The 15,346-nt window shown below is 63.5% G+C and carries 12 protein-coding genes; 9 read left to right on the top strand and 3 right to left on the bottom strand.

What is annotated here, in order from left to right:
• Positions 1-34: 34 nt before the first annotated feature.
• Both gatA and gatC read right to left on the bottom strand, forming a co-directional pair.
• Positions 35-1,486 carry an Asp-tRNA(Asn)/Glu-tRNA(Gln) amidotransferase subunit GatA gene (gatA, locus tag DK261_RS25595; protein WP_016701702.1) on the bottom strand — a complete coding sequence of 484 codons (1,452 nt, stop codon included), beginning with the start codon at positions 1,484-1,486 and terminating at the stop codon, positions 35-37.
• Between the two features lie 16 nt (positions 1,487-1,502).
• Positions 1,503-1,790 carry an Asp-tRNA(Asn)/Glu-tRNA(Gln) amidotransferase subunit GatC gene (gene gatC / locus DK261_RS25590; protein WP_009042181.1) on the bottom strand — a complete coding sequence of 96 codons (288 nt, stop codon included), beginning with the start codon at positions 1,788-1,790 and terminating at the stop codon, positions 1,503-1,505.
• Positions 1,791-2,000: 210 nt separating this feature from the next.
• Here gatC and mreB point away from each other — a divergent pair, with 210 nt between their 5' ends.
• The 8 genes from mreB to tldD all read left to right on the top strand — a co-directional run bounded on the left by mreB (position 2,001) and on the right by tldD (position 13,177).
• Positions 2,001-3,038, top strand: coding sequence for a rod shape-determining protein MreB (gene mreB, locus DK261_RS25585; protein WP_002555108.1), 1,038 nt, complete (start codon positions 2,001-2,003; stop codon positions 3,036-3,038).
• 141 nt (positions 3,039-3,179) lie between these two features.
• On the top strand, positions 3,180-4,298 hold the full coding sequence (mreC, locus tag DK261_RS25580; protein ID WP_080684153.1) for a rod shape-determining protein MreC: 1,119 nt from the start codon (positions 3,180-3,182) through the stop codon (positions 4,296-4,298).
• Entirely contained in the window at positions 4,298-4,774 is a 477-nt protein-coding gene (gene mreD, locus DK261_RS25575; protein ID WP_009042183.1) for a rod shape-determining protein MreD, read from the top strand. The genes mreC and mreD overlap by 1 nt, the downstream gene beginning before the upstream one ends.
• A gap of 43 nt (positions 4,775-4,817) precedes the next feature.
• Positions 4,818-5,417 (top strand): nucleoside triphosphate pyrophosphatase, encoded by a 600-nt coding sequence (locus DK261_RS25570; protein ID WP_053268213.1) that lies wholly within the window; start codon positions 4,818-4,820, stop codon positions 5,415-5,417.
• Positions 5,418-5,474: 57 nt separating this feature from the next.
• Positions 5,475-6,932 carry a ribonuclease G gene (rng, locus tag DK261_RS25565; protein WP_007929907.1) on the top strand — a complete coding sequence of 486 codons (1,458 nt, stop codon included), beginning with the start codon at positions 5,475-5,477 and terminating at the stop codon, positions 6,930-6,932.
• A gap of 73 nt (positions 6,933-7,005) precedes the next feature.
• Positions 7,006-10,809, top strand: a complete 3,804-nt coding sequence (locus DK261_RS25560; protein ID WP_110176753.1) for a YhdP family protein — start codon at positions 7,006-7,008, stop codon at positions 10,807-10,809.
• Positions 10,810-10,867: 58 nt separating this feature from the next.
• Positions 10,868-11,707, top strand: coding sequence for a carbon-nitrogen hydrolase family protein (locus DK261_RS25555; protein WP_110176751.1), 840 nt, complete (start codon positions 10,868-10,870; stop codon positions 11,705-11,707).
• Positions 11,708-11,734: 27 nt separating this feature from the next.
• Entirely contained in the window at positions 11,735-13,177 is a 1,443-nt protein-coding gene (tldD, locus tag DK261_RS25550; RefSeq protein WP_007929903.1) for a metalloprotease TldD, read from the top strand.
• A gap of 48 nt (positions 13,178-13,225) precedes the next feature.
• On the opposite strand, the gene yjgA is transcribed toward tldD, so the two are convergent.
• Positions 13,226-13,747, bottom strand: coding sequence for a ribosome biogenesis factor YjgA (yjgA, locus tag DK261_RS25545; protein WP_009046993.1), 522 nt, complete (start codon positions 13,745-13,747; stop codon positions 13,226-13,228).
• 108 nt (positions 13,748-13,855) lie between these two features.
• On the opposite strand from yjgA, the gene pmbA reads away from it, so the two are divergent.
• Positions 13,856-15,202 carry a metalloprotease PmbA gene (gene pmbA / locus DK261_RS25540; RefSeq protein WP_009046994.1) on the top strand — a complete coding sequence of 449 codons (1,347 nt, stop codon included), beginning with the start codon at positions 13,856-13,858 and terminating at the stop codon, positions 15,200-15,202.
• Positions 15,203-15,346: the final 144 nt, after the last annotated feature.

Here is a 15,346-nt window from a genome sequence, read left to right as displayed (position 1 = left end):
AGTTTTCAACGCAGCATTACCGAGCGCAGCCGTTTCAAAAACCCTGTGGGGTGCGGGTGTGCCAGTCAGTGTTCAACTGATACTGGTGGGCAACGTTCAACAGACGGCCTTCCTGGAAATACGGGGCGAGCAGTTGCACGCCGACCGGCAAGCCGTCGACGAAGCCGGCGGGCATGGACAAGCCCGGCAGACCCGCGAGGTTGGCGGTGATGGTGTAAACGTCTTCCAGATACGCAGCGACCGGGTCGCTGCTCTTGTCGCCGATTTTCCAGGCCGGGTTCGGCGTGGTCGGGCCAAGGATGATGTCGACTTCATTAAAGGCAGCCATGAAGTCGTTCTTGATCAGGCGACGGATCTTCTGCGCCTTCAGGTAGTAGGCGTCGTAGTAGCCGGCCGACAGGGCGTAGGCACCGACCATGATCCGGCGCTGCACTTCGCTGCCGAAACCTTCTCCGCGGGAGCGCTTGTACAGGTCGGTGAGGTTCTTCGGATCTTCGCAGCGATAGCCGAACCGCACGCCGTCGAAGCGCGACAGGTTGGAGGAGGCCTCCGCCGGAGCGATCACGTAGTACGCCGGGATCGCGTGCTGCATGTTCGGCAGGCTGATTTCCTTGATCACGGCGCCGAGCTTTTCCAGCTCCTTGACGCTGTTGTGGATCAGCTCGGCGATGCGCGGGTCGAGGCCGGCGCTGAAGTATTCCTTGGGTACACCGACGCGCAGGCCCTGCAGCGAGCCGTTGAGGCTGGCGCTGTAGTCCGGAACCGGCTCGTCGATGCTGGTGGAGTCCTGCGGGTCGAAGCCAGCCATACCTTGCAGCAGGATCGCGCAGTCTTCGGCGGTGCGCGCCAGCGGGCCGCCCTGATCGAGGCTGGAGGCGTAGGCGATCATGCCCCAGCGCGAAACGCGACCGTAGGTCGGCTTCAGGCCGGTGAGGTTGGTCAGTGCCGCCGGCTGGCGGATCGAGCCGCCGGTGTCGGTGCCGGTGGCGGCAGGCAACAGGCGCGCGGCCACTGCGGCGGCCGAACCGCCGGACGAACCGCCCGGAACGCGTTCCAGGTTCCATGGGTTTTTCGCCGCGCCGTAATAACTGGTCTCGTTGCCCGAGCCCATGGCGAATTCGTCCATGTTGGTCTTGCCCAGGGTCACGGTTCCGGCGGCGGCCAGTTTGGCGACCACGGTGGCGTCGTAGGGCGCCTTGAAGTTGTCGAGCATCTTCGAGCCGCAGCTGGTGCGGATGCCCTGGGTGCAGAACAGGTCCTTGTGGGCTATCGGCGCGCCGAGCAGGGCGCCGCTCTCACCGTTCGCGCGACGGGCGTCAGCGGCCTTGGCCTGCTGCAGCGCGAGATCTTCGGTGAGGCTGATGAAGCTGTTGAGCTGCGGGTCGAGCTGGGTGATACGCGCCAGCAGGGTCTTGGTCAGCTCTTCGGAGGAAAACTTCTTGTCGGCGAGTCCGCGGGCGATCTCGGCCAGGGTCATGTGATGCATTGCAGGCTCTTTCCCTTTAGTCGATGACTTTCGGAACCAGGTACAGGCCGTTTTCGACCGCTGGTGCGATGGACTGATAGGCCTCGCGATGATTGGACTCGGTCACAACGTCTGCGCGCAGGCGCTGGCTGGCTTCCAGCGGGTGGGCCAGGGGCTCGATACCGTCGGTATCGACTGCCTGCATTGCATCCACCAGCCCGAGAATGCTGTTCAGGTCGGAGGTGATGTGTGGAAGATCGGCTTCATTGAGGCCAAGGCTGGCCAGATGAGCGATTTTTTCCACGTCGGAGCGTTCAAGCGCCATGGGATTCTCCAGTGGAAAACAGAACGGATCTCGTCCGTGTGTTAGATTGTCGGAACACTACCGCATTTCTACGGTCATAAGGCCGCGATTGTGGGGGTTGGTGCACAGAAAAGCAGTCAATTTAACATATTGGCGCCTTGCCCAAAATCCCTGTCGTTGTTAGAGTTTGCCGCACTTTTTTACCCACGCGTTGCCTAGGGTCCCTTTCCCATGTTCAAGAAACTGCGTGGCATGTTTTCCAGCGATCTTTCCATTGACCTGGGCACTGCCAACACCCTTATTTACGTGCGCGAGCGCGGTATTGTCCTGAATGAACCATCGGTTGTGGCCATTCGGACCCACGGTAATCAGAAAAGTGTCGTGGCTGTCGGTACCGAAGCCAAGCGCATGCTCGGTCGTACTCCGGGCAACATTGCTGCCATTCGTCCGATGAAGGACGGCGTGATCGCCGACTTCAGTGTCTGCGAAAAGATGCTGCAATACTTTATCAACAAGGTTCACGAAAACAGTTTTCTGCAGCCCAGCCCTCGTGTGCTGATCTGCGTTCCATGCAAGTCCACCCAGGTTGAGCGTCGTGCCATCCGTGAATCGGCCCTCGGTGCCGGTGCCCGTGAAGTGTTCCTGATCGAGGAGCCGATGGCGGCCGCGATCGGTGCCGGCCTGCCGGTCGAAGAAGCCCGCGGTTCGATGGTCGTGGATATCGGTGGCGGTACCACCGAGATCGCCCTGATCTCCCTGAACGGTGTGGTGTACGCCGAATCCGTACGTGTCGGCGGCGACCGTTTCGACGAAGCGATCATCACCTACGTGCGTCGCAACTACGGCAGCCTGATCGGCGAATCCACCGCCGAGCGCATCAAGCAGGAAATCGGTACTGCCTACCCGGGCGGCGAAGTCCGTGAAGTCGACGTTCGTGGCCGTAACCTGGCCGAAGGCGTGCCACGCGCATTCACCCTGAACTCCAATGAAGTGCTGGAAGCTCTGCAAGAGTCCCTGGCAACCATCGTTCAGGCCGTGAAAAGCGCGCTGGAGCAATCGCCTCCGGAACTGGCTTCGGACATCGCCGAGCGTGGCCTGGTGCTGACCGGTGGTGGCGCCCTGCTGCGCGACCTGGACAAGTTGCTGGCCCAGGAAACCGGTCTGCCGGTGATCGTCGCCGAAGACCCGCTGACCTGCGTAGCCCGCGGCGGTGGCCGTGCATTGGAAATGATGGACAAACACACCATGGACCTGCTCTCCAGCGAATAATCGCGCCGGGTGCATCCATGTGTTCCGCTCGCAGGCAGCACTTTGCAGTGCTGCCTGTTGGCGTTTATCTTCTGTCATTCTGCTCCAGGCCGGTTTGAAGCCGTATGAATAAAGAGAACATTTGCCTGGGAGGAGCGGCTTATTAAACCGCTTTTCGCCAAAGGCCCCTCATTGGGCGTACGCCTGTTGGTGCTGGTCGTGCTATCGGTCGCGCTGATGGTGGTCGATGCCCGCTTCACACTGCTCAAGCCAGTGCGTAGCCAAATGTCGCTGGTGCTGATGCAGTCCTACTGGATCACCGACCTGCCGCAACGGCTATGGCAGGGCGTGGCCAGTCAGTTTGGCAGCCGCACCGAGCTGGTCGCCGAAAACGAAAAACTCCAGACCGAAAACCTGTTGCTCCAGGGCCGCATGCAAAAGCTCGCCGCCTTGACCGAGCAGAACGTTCGCCTGCGCGAGTTGCTCAACTCTTCCGCGCTGGTCAATGAGAAGGTCGAAGTGGCCGAGCTGATCGGCATGGACCCCAACCCCTTCACCCATCGCATCATCATCAACAAGGGTGAGCGCGACGGCGTGGTGCTCGGGCAACCGGTGCTCGATGCCCGCGGCCTGATGGGGCAGGTGGTCGAGCTGATGCCTTACACCTCCCGCGTGTTGCTGCTCACCGACACCACCCACAGCATTCCAGTCCAGGTAAACCGCAACGGTCTGCGGGCGATTGCCAGCGGCACCGGCAACCCGGAGCGCCTTGAGCTGCGTCATGTGGCCGACACCGCGGACATCAAGGAAGGCGACCTGCTGGTCAGCTCCGGCCTGGGCCAGCGTTTCCCGGCGGGTTACCCGGTGGCAACGGTCAAGGAGGTGATCCATGACTCCGGCCAGCCATTTGCCATAGTGCGCGCCGTGCCGACGGCCGCCTTGAACCGCAGCCGTTACCTGCTGCTGGTGTTCAGCGATAACCGCACCGCCGAAGAGCGTGCCAACGATGCCGCCCAGGCTCAGGAAGCGCAGGATCAGCAGGGCGGTGCTGTCACGCCAGTGATTCCGGCCACGGTGCCCAAGCCTGTCGTGCCCGCGACGCCAGCGGCCGCGACCGCTCCAGCTGCTCCGGCTGCTCCAGCCGTTGCCCCCGCGACACCCGCCGCCGCGACCCCGGTCAAGCCCGTGGCCCATCCGGCTCCGGTCAAGCCAGCCGTCACCAGATCCGCCGCGCCCAAGCCGCCTGCCGCGGCCCCGGCCTCCACGGGAGGAAGAGAATAATGTCCCGAAACGGCTGGATGGTCTGGCTGACCTTCGCCATCGGCATGCTGCTCAGCGTGTCCCCCTTGCCGCAATTCATGGAAATCCTGCGCCCGCTCTGGCTGGCCTTGCTGCTGGCGTTCTGGGCCCTGGCCCTGCCGCATAAGGTCGGCATGGTCACGGCCTGGTGCCTGGGGCTGGCCGAGGATGTGCTGTACGGCACATTGCTGGGGCAGAACGCGCTGATCCTGACCCTGATCACTTTCCTGGTGCTGTCGTTGCAACAACGCTTGCGCATGTTCCCGATGTGGCAGCAAAGCCTGGTGATCCTGGTGATCTTCGGCCTGGCGCAACTGGTCCAGCTGTGGCTCAGCGCCTTGACCGGCAACCGTCAACCGACCCTTGCGCTGGTTCTGCCGGCATTGGTCAGTGCCTTGCTCTGGCCTTGGGTCAGCTTCGGTTTGCGCGGGTTGCGCCGACGTTTCAAAATCAACTGATTCGGTCAGGCATTTGCCCGTACCTCGACAGGGAGATGTCTTGATGAAATCGCTTTACCTCGCCTCAGGCTCGCCCCGTCGACGGGAACTGCTCACGCAGATCGGCGTGCCTTTTACCGCCATCAGCGCGGATATCGACGAAACTCCTTTCCCCGATGAAAGCCCGGTGGCCTATGTCGAGCGCCTGGCGCGCGACAAGGCGGCGGCCGGGTATGCGCTGATCGCCGATGACCCGTCTGCGGCCTGTGTCCTGGGCGCCGACACCGCGGTGGTCCTGGATGGGCGAATTCTTGGCAAGCCCCTGGACCAGGCCGATGCGCAGTCGATGCTCATGGCCCTGTCGGATCGCGAACATGAAGTGCTGACCGCCATTGCCGTGCTCGATGGCCAGCGCTGCGAGTCGCGGGTGGTGCGCAGCCTGGTGCGCTTCCGGGCGATCGGCGATGACGAGGCAGCCCGCTACTGGGCCAGCGGCGAGCCCTGTGACAAGGCCGGCGGCTATGGCATCCAGGGACTTGCGGCGATATTCGTGGCAGGGCTCAATGGCAGTTATTCCGCTGTCGTCGGCTTGCCGGTATGCGAAACCGCAGAACTACTTGGCCATTTCGGCATACCCTGTTGGCAAAACCTTGCAGTGCGCTAAGCGCCGTACCTGCTGATGCGGCCATCCATAGTGAATATGCCTGAACGAGACCCTGCCATGAGTGAAGAGATTCTGATCAACATCACGCCGATGGAGTCGCGCGTGGCGGTGGTCGAAAACGGTGTGCTGCAAGAAGTCCATGTCGAGCGTACCCAGCGTCGCGGAATTGTCGGCAATATCTATAAAGGCAAGGTGGTTCGGGTTCTGCCCGGCATGCAGGCAGCGTTCGTCGATATCGGCCTGGATCGCGCGGCGTTCATTCATGCATCGGAAATCTCCCTGCGCGAAGGGCCGGCGGTGGAAAGCATCGGCGCCCTGGTCCATGAAGGGCAGAGCCTGGTGGTGCAGGTGACCAAGGACCCGATCGGCTCCAAGGGCGCGCGCCTGACTACCCAGTTGTCGATCCCTTCGCGTTACCTGGTGTACATGCCGCGCACCGCCCATGTCGGCATCTCGCTGAAGATCGAGGACGAAGCGGAGCGTGAGCGCCTGAAACAGGTGGTCAGCGATTGCGTGGCCCAGGAAGGCATCAAGGAAGCCGGTGGTTTTATCCTGCGTACCGCCGCCGAGGGCGCGGGCGCCGACGAAATCATGATGGACATCCGTTACCTGCGCCGCCTGTGGGACCAGATCGGCGCGCAGATCAAGACCATCGGCGCCCCCAGCGTCATTTACGAAGACCTGGGCCTGGCCCTGCGGACGCTGCGCGACCTGGTCAGCCCGAAGATCGAGAAGATCCGCATCGACTCCCGGGAAACCTTCCAGAAAACCACGCAGTTCGTCGCCGAACTGATGCCGGAAATCGCCGATCGCCTGGAACACTATCCGGGCGAGCGGCCGATCTTCGACCTGTATGGCGTCGAAGACGAAATCCAGAAAGCCCTGGAGCGCAAGGTGCCGCTCAAGTCCGGTGGTTACCTGGTGGTCGACCCGGCGGAAGCCATGAGCACCATCGACGTCAACACCGGGGCTTTCGTCGGTCACCGCAACCTCGAAGAAACCATCTTCAAGACCAATCTCGAAGCGGCGACCGCCATTGCCCGCCAGCTGCGCCTGCGCAATCTGGGCGGGATCATCATCATCGACTTCATCGACATGGAGGATGAAGAACACCAGCGCCAGGTGCTGCGCACCCTGGAAAAACAGCTGGAGCGCGATCATGCCAAGACCAACATCATCGGCATCACCGAGCTGGGCCTGGTGCAGATGACCCGCAAGCGTACCCGGGAGAGCCTGGAGCAGGTGCTGTGCGAACCCTGCAGCAGCTGCCAGGGCCGCGGCAAGCTGAAAACCCCGGAGACCATCTGCTACGAAATCTTCCGGGAAATCCTGCGGGAGGCGCGGGCCTATCAGGCCGAAGGTTATCGGGTCCTGGCGAACCAGAAAGTGGTCGACCGGCTGCTCGACGAAGAGTCGGGTAACGTCGCGGAACTGGAGGCTTTTATCGGCCGGACCATCCGTTTTCAGGTCGAAACCATGTATTCCCAGGAACAATACGACGTGGTGCTGCTCTGAGTCCGCGTACCTTACATTTACCGGATACAGCTGGCCTCGTTGTGCATGACTCTTGCCACGGGGGCCAACTGACATGGAGCGTCTGATGCGCTTTCTCGCTGCTCTGACCCGCTGGGGGCTGGGGCTTTGTGCATTGCTGCTGGTGCTGACGGCCTTGTACGTCAGCCTGGGTCGGGAACTGACCCCGCTGGTGGCTGAATATCAGGCCGAGGTCCAGGCCAAGGCTCAGGAAGCCCTGGGCATGCCGGTGCAGGTCGGCCGGCTGGAAGGCAGCTGGAGCGGTTTTTCGCCGATCCTGCTGGCCCGCGACGTGATAGTCGGCGAGGGCGCCAATGCCTTGCGCCTGGATCAGGTGCGGGTGGCGCCCGATCTGCCCGGCAGCGCCCTGGCGCGCCAGCTGCGGATCAAGCATCTTGAGTTCAGTGGCCTCAACCTGAGCCTGAAGGAAGGTCTGGATGGGCGCTGGGCGCTCGAAGGCCTGCCAGTGCGGGATAACCAGCCTATCGACCCCGAGCAGTTGCTCAACCGCATGCAGATGGTCAGTGAGCTGTCGGTGCTCGACAGTCAGGTGACCCTGCAACCGCTCGACCATCCCGCGATCGCCTTGACCTACGTTGGCCTCAATCTGCGTGCCGGCCCCAGCCGTCAACGCCTGGATGCGCGCCTGACCCTGCCGGACGGCCAGCCTCTGGCGGTCAGCTTGCGCACGCGAATCCGCGCCAGCGCCTGGCGCGAAGGGCAGGTCGACGCTTACCTGAGCCTGCCACAAAGCGACTGGGCGAAATGGCTGCCGCCGCACGTGACCCAGCAGTGGAAGTTCTCCGAGCTCAAGGCCGGTGGCGATTTCTGGCTCAGCTGGGGCGATGGTTTATTGCAGAGCCTGGTCGCGCGCCTGAATGCACCGCAGGTCAGCGGGGCCTATGACGAGCGCAAACCAATCACCGTGAAGAACCTGGCGCTCAATGCCTATTTCCAGCGCAACGACCAGGGCCTCAGCGTCGCCTTCGACTCGCTGGCCATGAACATCGGCGAGACGCGCTGGGAGTCCCGCCTGCAGTTGCAACAGACCGGTACCGTCAACAGTGCCGAAGAGCTCTGGCACTTGCAGGCCGACCGCCTCGACCTGACGCCGCTCACGCCGGTCCTGGATGCCTGGGCGCCGTTGCCGGAAAAGGTCGCGACCATCATCGACAACCTCAAGGTCACGGGCGCGCTGCGCAACATCCTGTTCGACTTCCGGCCGCAGGTCAGCGGCGATCAGCGCCTGAGTTTTGCTGCCAACCTGGAACAGGTCGGGTTCAACGCCTATCACGGCGCGCCGGCGGCCCGTAACGTCAGCGGCAGCATCAGCGGCGACCTGGGGCAGGGCGAGTTGCGCATGGACAGCAAGGACTTTGCCTTGCACCTGGACCCGATCTTCGCCAAGCCCTGGCAGTACCTCCAGGCCAATGCCCGGCTGACCTGGAAGCTCGACCAGCAGGGTTTCACCCTGATCGCGCCGTACCTCAAGGTCCTGGGCGAGGAGGGCAAGATCGCCGGCGACTTCCTGATCCGCCTGCATTTCGACCACACCCAGGAAGACTATATGGACCTGCGGGTCGGCCTGGTCGATGGCGACGGTCGTTATACTGCCAAGTACCTGCCCGAAGTGCTCAGCCCGGCCCTGGACGAATGGCTGCGCACGGCGATCCTCAAGGGCGCGGTGGATGAAGGTTTCTTCCAGTACCAGGGTTCGCTGAACCATGGCGCGGCCGACACCGCGCGCAGCATCAGCCTGTTCTTCAAGGTGCACGATGCCGAGCTGGCCTTCCAGCCGGGCTGGCCGCATATCGGCAAGGTCAGCGGCGATGTGTTCATCGAGGACAGCGGTGTGCGCATCCTGGCCAGCAAGGGCCAGTTGCTCGACACCCAGGTGAGCGACGTCTACGTCAATATTCCCCATGTACCCGCGGGGCAAAGCCCCCATATGTTCATCGACGGCGAGTTCGCCGGCGGCCTGGGTGATGGTCTGAAAATTCTTCAGGAAGCGCCGATCGGCACGGGCCCGACTTTTGCCGGCTGGCAGGGCGAGGGCGACCTGCAGGGCAAGCTGAAGCTGGATATCCCGCTGGTCAAGGGCGAAGAGCCGAAGGTGCTGGTGGACTTCAAGACCAACAAGGCACGGCTCAAGTTGAGCGAACCGGAGTTGGAGTTGAGCCAGCTCAAGGGCGATTTCCGTTTCGACAGCAGCAAAGGCTTGAGCGGCCAGGGCATCAGCGCCCAGGCCTTCGAGCGCCCGGTGACCGCGCAGATCTTTGCCGATGGCCGTCCCGGCAAGCTCGATACCCGGGTTGTCGCCAAGGGCCAGGTGTCGGTCAATAAGCTCACGGAGTGGCTGAAATACAACCAGCCGTTGCCGGTTTCCGGCGATATTCCCTACCAGCTGCAGCTCAACCTCGACGGTGCGGACAGCCAACTGATGGTCAGTTCCAGCCTCAAGGGGGTTGCCGTCGACTTGCCCGCGCCTTTCGGCATAGCGGCCAGCCAGGGGCGTGACAGTGTATTGCGCATGACCTTGCAGGGCGCCGAGCGGCGTTACTGGTTCGATTACGGCGATCTGGCCAACTTTACCTTCGCTGCGCCGAGCGGCAATTTTGCCGATGGCCGTGGCGAGTTGTTCCTCGGCGAGGGCGACGCCGTGTTGCCGGGGGGCAAGGGCCTGCGGGTGCGCGGTGTGCTGTCGGAACTGGATGTGGAGCCGTGGAAGGCGCTGGTCGATCGCTATGCCGGGCAGGACGCGGGCGGTAGCGCCAAGCAACTGCTCAGTGGCGCCGACTTCCGGGTCGGCAAGCTCAGCGGTTTTGGCACAACCCTGGATGAGGCCCGTGTGCAGTTGACGCGCAAGCCATCCTCCTGGGCCCTGCAGCTCGACAGCCAGCAGGCCAAGGGCAACGTGGCGATTCCCGATGCCAAGGCCGCGCCGATGGCGGTCAATCTGCAGTACGTGCGCCTGCCAGCCGCCGATCCGACGGTGCAGGCCGACGAGAACGCACCGGACCCGCTGGCCTCGGTCGACCCGAAGAAAGTCCCGGCGCTGGATCTCTCGATCAATCAGCTGTACCAGGGCAACGACCTGATCGGCGCCTGGTCGCTGAAAGTGCGCCCGACCGCCAAGGGCATGGCCTTCAACAGCCTCGACCTGGGCCTCAAGGGCATGGTCCTGCAAGGCGCCGGCGGCTGGGAAGGCGAACCCGGCGCGGCCACCAGCTGGTACAAGGGCCGCCTGGGCGGCAAGAACCTGGCGGACGTGCTCAAGGGCTGGGGCTTTGCGCCGACCGTGACCAGCGAAGAATTCCATATGGATGTGGACGGGCGCTGGCCCGGGTCGCCGGCCTGGGTCGGGCTCAAGCGGTTCTCGGGCAGCCTGGATGCGACCCTGCGCAAAGGCCAGTTCGTGGAAGTCGAAGGCGGGGCGCAGGCCCTGCGGGTCTTCGGCCTGCTGAACTTCAACTCCATCGGCCGGCGCCTGCGCCTGGACTTCTCCGACCTGTTCGGCAAGGGCCTGAGCTACGACCGGGTCAAGGGTTTGCTGGTGGCCAGCAACGGTGTCTACGTGACCCGCGAACCCATCACCCTGACCGGGCCGTCGAGCAACCTGGAGCTCAATGGCACCCTGGACCTGGTGGCCGACCAGGTGGACTCGAAGCTGCTGGTGACGCTGCCGGTGACCAACAACCTGCCGATCGCCGCGCTGATCGTCGGTGCGCCGGCGGTCGGCGGGGCGCTGTTCCTGATCGACAAGCTGATCGGCGACCGGGTGTCGCGCTTCGCCAGCGTCCAGTACAGCGTCAAGGGGCCCTGGAAGGACCCGAAAATCACCTTCGACAAGCCTTTTTGAAAAACCGCGGCCCGGGCCTATGGAGTAGCATGGCCACATATCCAACCTGGAGTGCGCCATGTCTCTTGCGGTGATTCAAATGGTCAGCCAGAGCGACGTGCTGGCCAATTTGCAGCAGGTGCGCAGCCTGCTGGAACAGGCGGCTGCCGGCGGTGCGCGGCTGGCCGTACTGCCAGAGAACTTCGCCGCCATGGGGCGTCGCGACGCAGCGGCCATCGGTCGTGCCGAGGCCCGGGGCGAAGGTCCGATCCTGCCCTGGTTGAAACAGACCGCCCGCGACCTCAAGTTATGGATAGTGGCCGGCACCTTGCCGCTGCCCCCGGTGGACCAGCCGGAGGCCAAGGCCCGTGCCTGTTCGCTGTTGATCGACGAGCACGGCGAGCAAGTGGCGCGCTACGACAAGCTGCATCTGTTCGACGTGGACGTGGCCGACAATCGCGGCCGTTACCGGGAGTCGGATGACTATGCTCATGGAGAGCAGGTGGTGGTGGCGGATACGCCGGTGGGCCGGGTTGGCCTGACCGTGTGCTACGACCTGCGTTTCCCCGAGCTGTACAGCGAATTGCGAGCCGCCGGGGCGGAACTGATCAGCGCCCCTTCGGCGTTCACCGCCGTGACCGGCGCGGCGCATTGGGACGTACTGATCCGTGCCCGGGCCATCGAAACCCAGTGTTACCTGCTGGCGGCGGCGCAGGGCGGCATTCATCCGGGACCCCGGGAGACCTTCGGCCATGCGGCCATCGTCGACCCCTGGGGCCGGGTGCTGGCGCAACAGAATCAAGGCGAGGCCGTGCTGCTGGCCGAGCGCGACAGCAGCGAACAGGCGTCCATCCGGGCGCGCATGCCGGTGGCCAGTCACCGGCGCTTTTTCTCGCAAGGCGCGCAGCGACTTGCTTAAGAACGACGAATTTAAGGCGTAAAGCATATGAGCGGGTTGTTATCTTCAGTCAGTGAACACCTTCTGGCGCCCGGCGGCGTGACCCTGGAAAGCCTGCAGGGCGTGCTCGGCGATCTGGCCGGCCCGGGCATCGATGCCGCCGACCTGTATTTTCAGGGGCAGATTTCCGAGTCCTGGTCGCTGGAAGACGGCATCGTCAAGGAAGGCAGCTTCAATCTGGACCAGGGCGTTGGCGTGCGGGCGCAGTCGGGTGAGAAAACCGGTTTTGCCTACAGCAATGCCATCACCCTCGAAGCGCTCGGCCTGGCTGCCCGGGCCGCGCGCTCGATTTCCCGTGCCGGGCAGAACGGCACCGTGCAGGCCTTTACCACCCAGGACGTGGCCCAGCTGTATGCGCCGGACAACCCCCTGGAAGTCATCAGCCGCGCGGAAAAGGTCGAGCTGCTCAAGCGTGTCGACGCCGCGACCCGTGCCCTCGACCCACGTATCCAGCAGGTCAGCGTCAGCATGGCCGGGGTCTGGGAACGCATTCTCGTCGCTTCCACCGACGGTGGCCTGGCGGCGGATGTGCGGCCTTTGGTGCGCTTCAACGTCAGCGTAATCGTCGAGCAGAACGGCCGCCGCGAGCGTGGCGGTCATGGCGGCGGCGGGCGCACCGATTACCGTTATTTCCTCAGTGAGGACCGCGCCATGGGTTACGCCCGTGAGGCTTTGCGTCAGGCCCTGGTCAACCTGGAAGCCATCCCTGCGCCAGCTGGCACTCTGCCGGTGGTACTGGGTTCCGGTTGGTCCGGCGTGCTGTTGCACGAAGCGGTGGGTCACGGCCTGGAAGGCGATTTCAACCGCAAGGGCAGCTCGGCCTACAGTGGGCGCATGGGCGAGATGGTGGCCTCGAAACTCTGCACCATCGTCGACGATGGCACCCTGGCCGGGCGGCGTGGCTCGTTGAGTATCGACGACGAAGGCACCCCGACCGAATGCACCACCCTGATCGAGAACGGTGTGCTCAAGGGCTACATGCAGGACAAGCTCAATGCCCGCCTGATGGGCGTGGCCCGCACCGGCAACGGTCGCCGCGAATCCTATGCGCACCTGCCGATGCCGCGCATGACCAACACCTACATGCTGGGTGGCGAAAGCGATCCGGCGGAAATCATCGCCTCGGTGAAAAAAGGCATCTACTGCGCCAACCTGGGTGGCGGTCAGGTGGACATCACCAGTGGCAAGTTCGTGTTCTCCACCAGTGAGGCGTATCTGATCGAAGACGGCAAGATCACCGCGCCGGTCAAAGGCGCGACCCTGATCGGCAACGGGCCGGAAGCCATGAGCCGGGTGTCGATGGTCGGTAACGACCTGGCGCTGGACAGTGGCGTGGGGACATGTGGCAAGGATGGGCAGTCGGTGCCGGTGGGTGTCGGCCAGCCGACCTTGAAGATCGATGCGATCACCGTGGGTGGCACGGGCGCTTGAGGCGTGAAGCGGCGGGTGAGTTGCAGGGCAACCCACCCGAATCGAGGCTCAGCGCAGGCCGCGTTGAGTCTCGTCCAGCTCGCGGATGTATTTGAAGATTTTACGGCTGGAGGCAGGCGGCTTGTTATGGGCCACCTCATGCTGGGCCTGACGAATCAGGGAGCGCAACTGCTGACGATCCGCTTCCGGATAGTCAGCGACGAACTTCTCCAGGACCGCGTCATCGCCGGCGATCAAGCGATCGCGCCAGCGCTCCAGGCCATGGAAACGTTCGTTGTACTGGCGAGTCGAGGCGTCGAGTTGGTCCAGCAGCACCAGGATCGCGCTGGTGTCCTGATCGCGCATCAGCTTGCCGATGAATTGCAGGTGGCGTTTACGCGCGATATGGGCGACATGCTTGGGCGCATCCGCCAAGGCCCGGCGCAGGGCGTCGGTCAACGGCAGTTTGTTCAGCAAGTCGGGCTTGAGTGTTGTAAGGCGCTCGCCGAGGTCAACCAGAGCATGCAGCTCGCGTTTGACCTGGGATTTGCTTTTCTCCCCATCGAGGGAGTCGTCGTAAGAATCAACCATGGTGGCAGTCCGCAAAGAAACGCCGCCATGATAACCAGTCGGGGGCCGCTTGTCCGGCCCGGTCGCTCGAAGGCCTTAACCGAAAGCAGAATTTGAGTGGAGAAAACCATGAGTGCAGCACAAAGCGTCGGCCCGCAGGCTTTGCCGGCACTGCAGGAACAAGTCGAGCAGATCATCGCCGAGGCCAAGCGCCAGGGCGCCAGTGCCTGCGAAGTGGCGGTTTCTCTGGAGCAGGGCCTGTCGACTTCGGTTCGCCAGCGGGAAGTGGAAACCGTCGAATTCAATCGCGACCAGGGTTTTGGCATCACGCTCTACGTCGGTCAGCGCAAGGGCTCGGCCAGCACTTCGGCCAGTGGTCCCGAGGCGATTCGCGAAACCGTTGCCGCGGCCCTGGCCATCGCCAAGCACACCTCGGAAGACGAAAGCTCGGGGCTGGCCGATGCCGCGCTGATGGCCCGGGACGTGCCGGACTTCGACCTGTTTCACGCTTGGGACATTACCCCGGAGCAAGCCATCGAACGGGCACTGGCCTGTGAAGCCGCGGCCTTTGCCGCCGACAGCCGGATCAAGAACGCCGACGGCACTACCCTGAGCACCCACCAGGGCTGCCGTGTGTACGGCAACAGCCACGGTTTTATCGGCGGTTACGCCTCGACCCGACACAGCTTGAGCTGCGTGATGATCGCCGAGGCCGACGGCCAGATGCAGCGTGACTACTGGTATGACGTCAATCGCCAGGGCCATCTGCTGACGGACCCGGTGACCATCGGCCAGCGCGCCGCGCAACGGGCCGCGAGCCGCCTGGGCGCGCGCCCGGTACCGACCTGCGAAGTGCCGGTGCTGTTTTCCGCGGAACTGGCTGGTGGATTGTTCGGCAGTTTCCTGGGGGCGATTTCCGGCGGCAACCTGTACCGCAAGTCGTCCTTCCTCGAGGGCGCGCTGGGACAGCGGCTGTTCCCCGAGTGGCTGACCATCGATGAGCGTCCGCACTTGATGCGCGCCCTGGGCAGTTCGGCCTTCGATGGCGATGGCCTGGCTACCTACGCCAAGCCTTTCGTCGAGAACGGCGAACTGGTGTCCTACGTGCTGGGGACTTATTCCGGGCGCAAGCTCGGCCTGCCTAGCACCGCTAATGCCGGTGGCGTGCACAACCTGTTCGTGACCCATGGCGAGGAAGACCAGGCGGCCTTGCTGCGCCGCATGGGCCGGGGCCTGCTGGTCACCGAGCTGATGGGCCACGGGCTGAACATGGTCACCGGCGATTACTCTCGGGGCGCGGCCGGTTTCTGGGTCGAAAATGGAGAAATCCAGTTCGCTGTCCAGGAAGTGACCATTGCCGGCAACATGCGCGACATGTTCAAGCAGATCATCGCCGTGGGTAACGATCTGGAGCTGCGCAGCAACATCCGCACCGGTTCGGTATTGATCGAACGCATGACGGTCGCCGGCAGCTAAATCGCAGCAGCGGCAACGAAAGCGCGCGTCCCGTCCGGGGGCGCGCGCTTTTTTATTGCCCGGCTTTTGAACACTGACCAACCCTAGCCACCTGTGCAGGGCTCGCTTGGTCTCGAGCTTGTTTTGATTCTCAATATCATATAA

It is taken from the genome of Pseudomonas sp. RW409 (assembly GCF_003184125.1).
GTDB lineage: Bacteria > Pseudomonadota > Gammaproteobacteria > Pseudomonadales > Pseudomonadaceae > Aquipseudomonas > Aquipseudomonas chlororaphis_I.
The sequence above is the reverse complement of the archived record's forward strand: the minus strand, read 5'-3'. Positions and strand labels throughout refer to the sequence as shown.

Coding starts and splice junctions, on each gene's coding strand:
- DK261_RS25570 (WP_053268213.1), top strand. CDS start 4,818: ATGAAATCGCTTTACCTCGCCTCAGGCTCGCCCCGTCGACGGGAACTG.
- DK261_RS25560 (WP_110176753.1), top strand. CDS start 7,006: ATGGAGCGTCTGATGCGCTTTCTCGCTGCTCTGACCCGCTGGGGGCTG.
- rng (WP_007929907.1), top strand. CDS start 5,475: ATGAGTGAAGAGATTCTGATCAACATCACGCCGATGGAGTCGCGCGTG.
- DK261_RS25555 (WP_110176751.1), top strand. CDS start 10,868: ATGTCTCTTGCGGTGATTCAAATGGTCAGCCAGAGCGACGTGCTGGCC.
- tldD (WP_007929903.1), top strand. CDS start 11,735: ATGAGCGGGTTGTTATCTTCAGTCAGTGAACACCTTCTGGCGCCCGGC.
- yjgA (WP_009046993.1), bottom strand. CDS start 13,747: ATGGTTGATTCTTACGACGACTCCCTCGATGGGGAGAAAAGCAAATCC.
- mreD (WP_009042183.1), top strand. CDS start 4,298: ATGTCCCGAAACGGCTGGATGGTCTGGCTGACCTTCGCCATCGGCATG.
- gatC (WP_009042181.1), bottom strand. CDS start 1,790: ATGGCGCTTGAACGCTCCGACGTGGAAAAAATCGCTCATCTGGCCAGC.
- pmbA (WP_009046994.1), top strand. CDS start 13,856: ATGAGTGCAGCACAAAGCGTCGGCCCGCAGGCTTTGCCGGCACTGCAG.
- mreB (WP_002555108.1), top strand. CDS start 2,001: ATGTTCAAGAAACTGCGTGGCATGTTTTCCAGCGATCTTTCCATTGAC.
- gatA (WP_016701702.1), bottom strand. CDS start 1,486: ATGCATCACATGACCCTGGCCGAGATCGCCCGCGGACTCGCCGACAAG.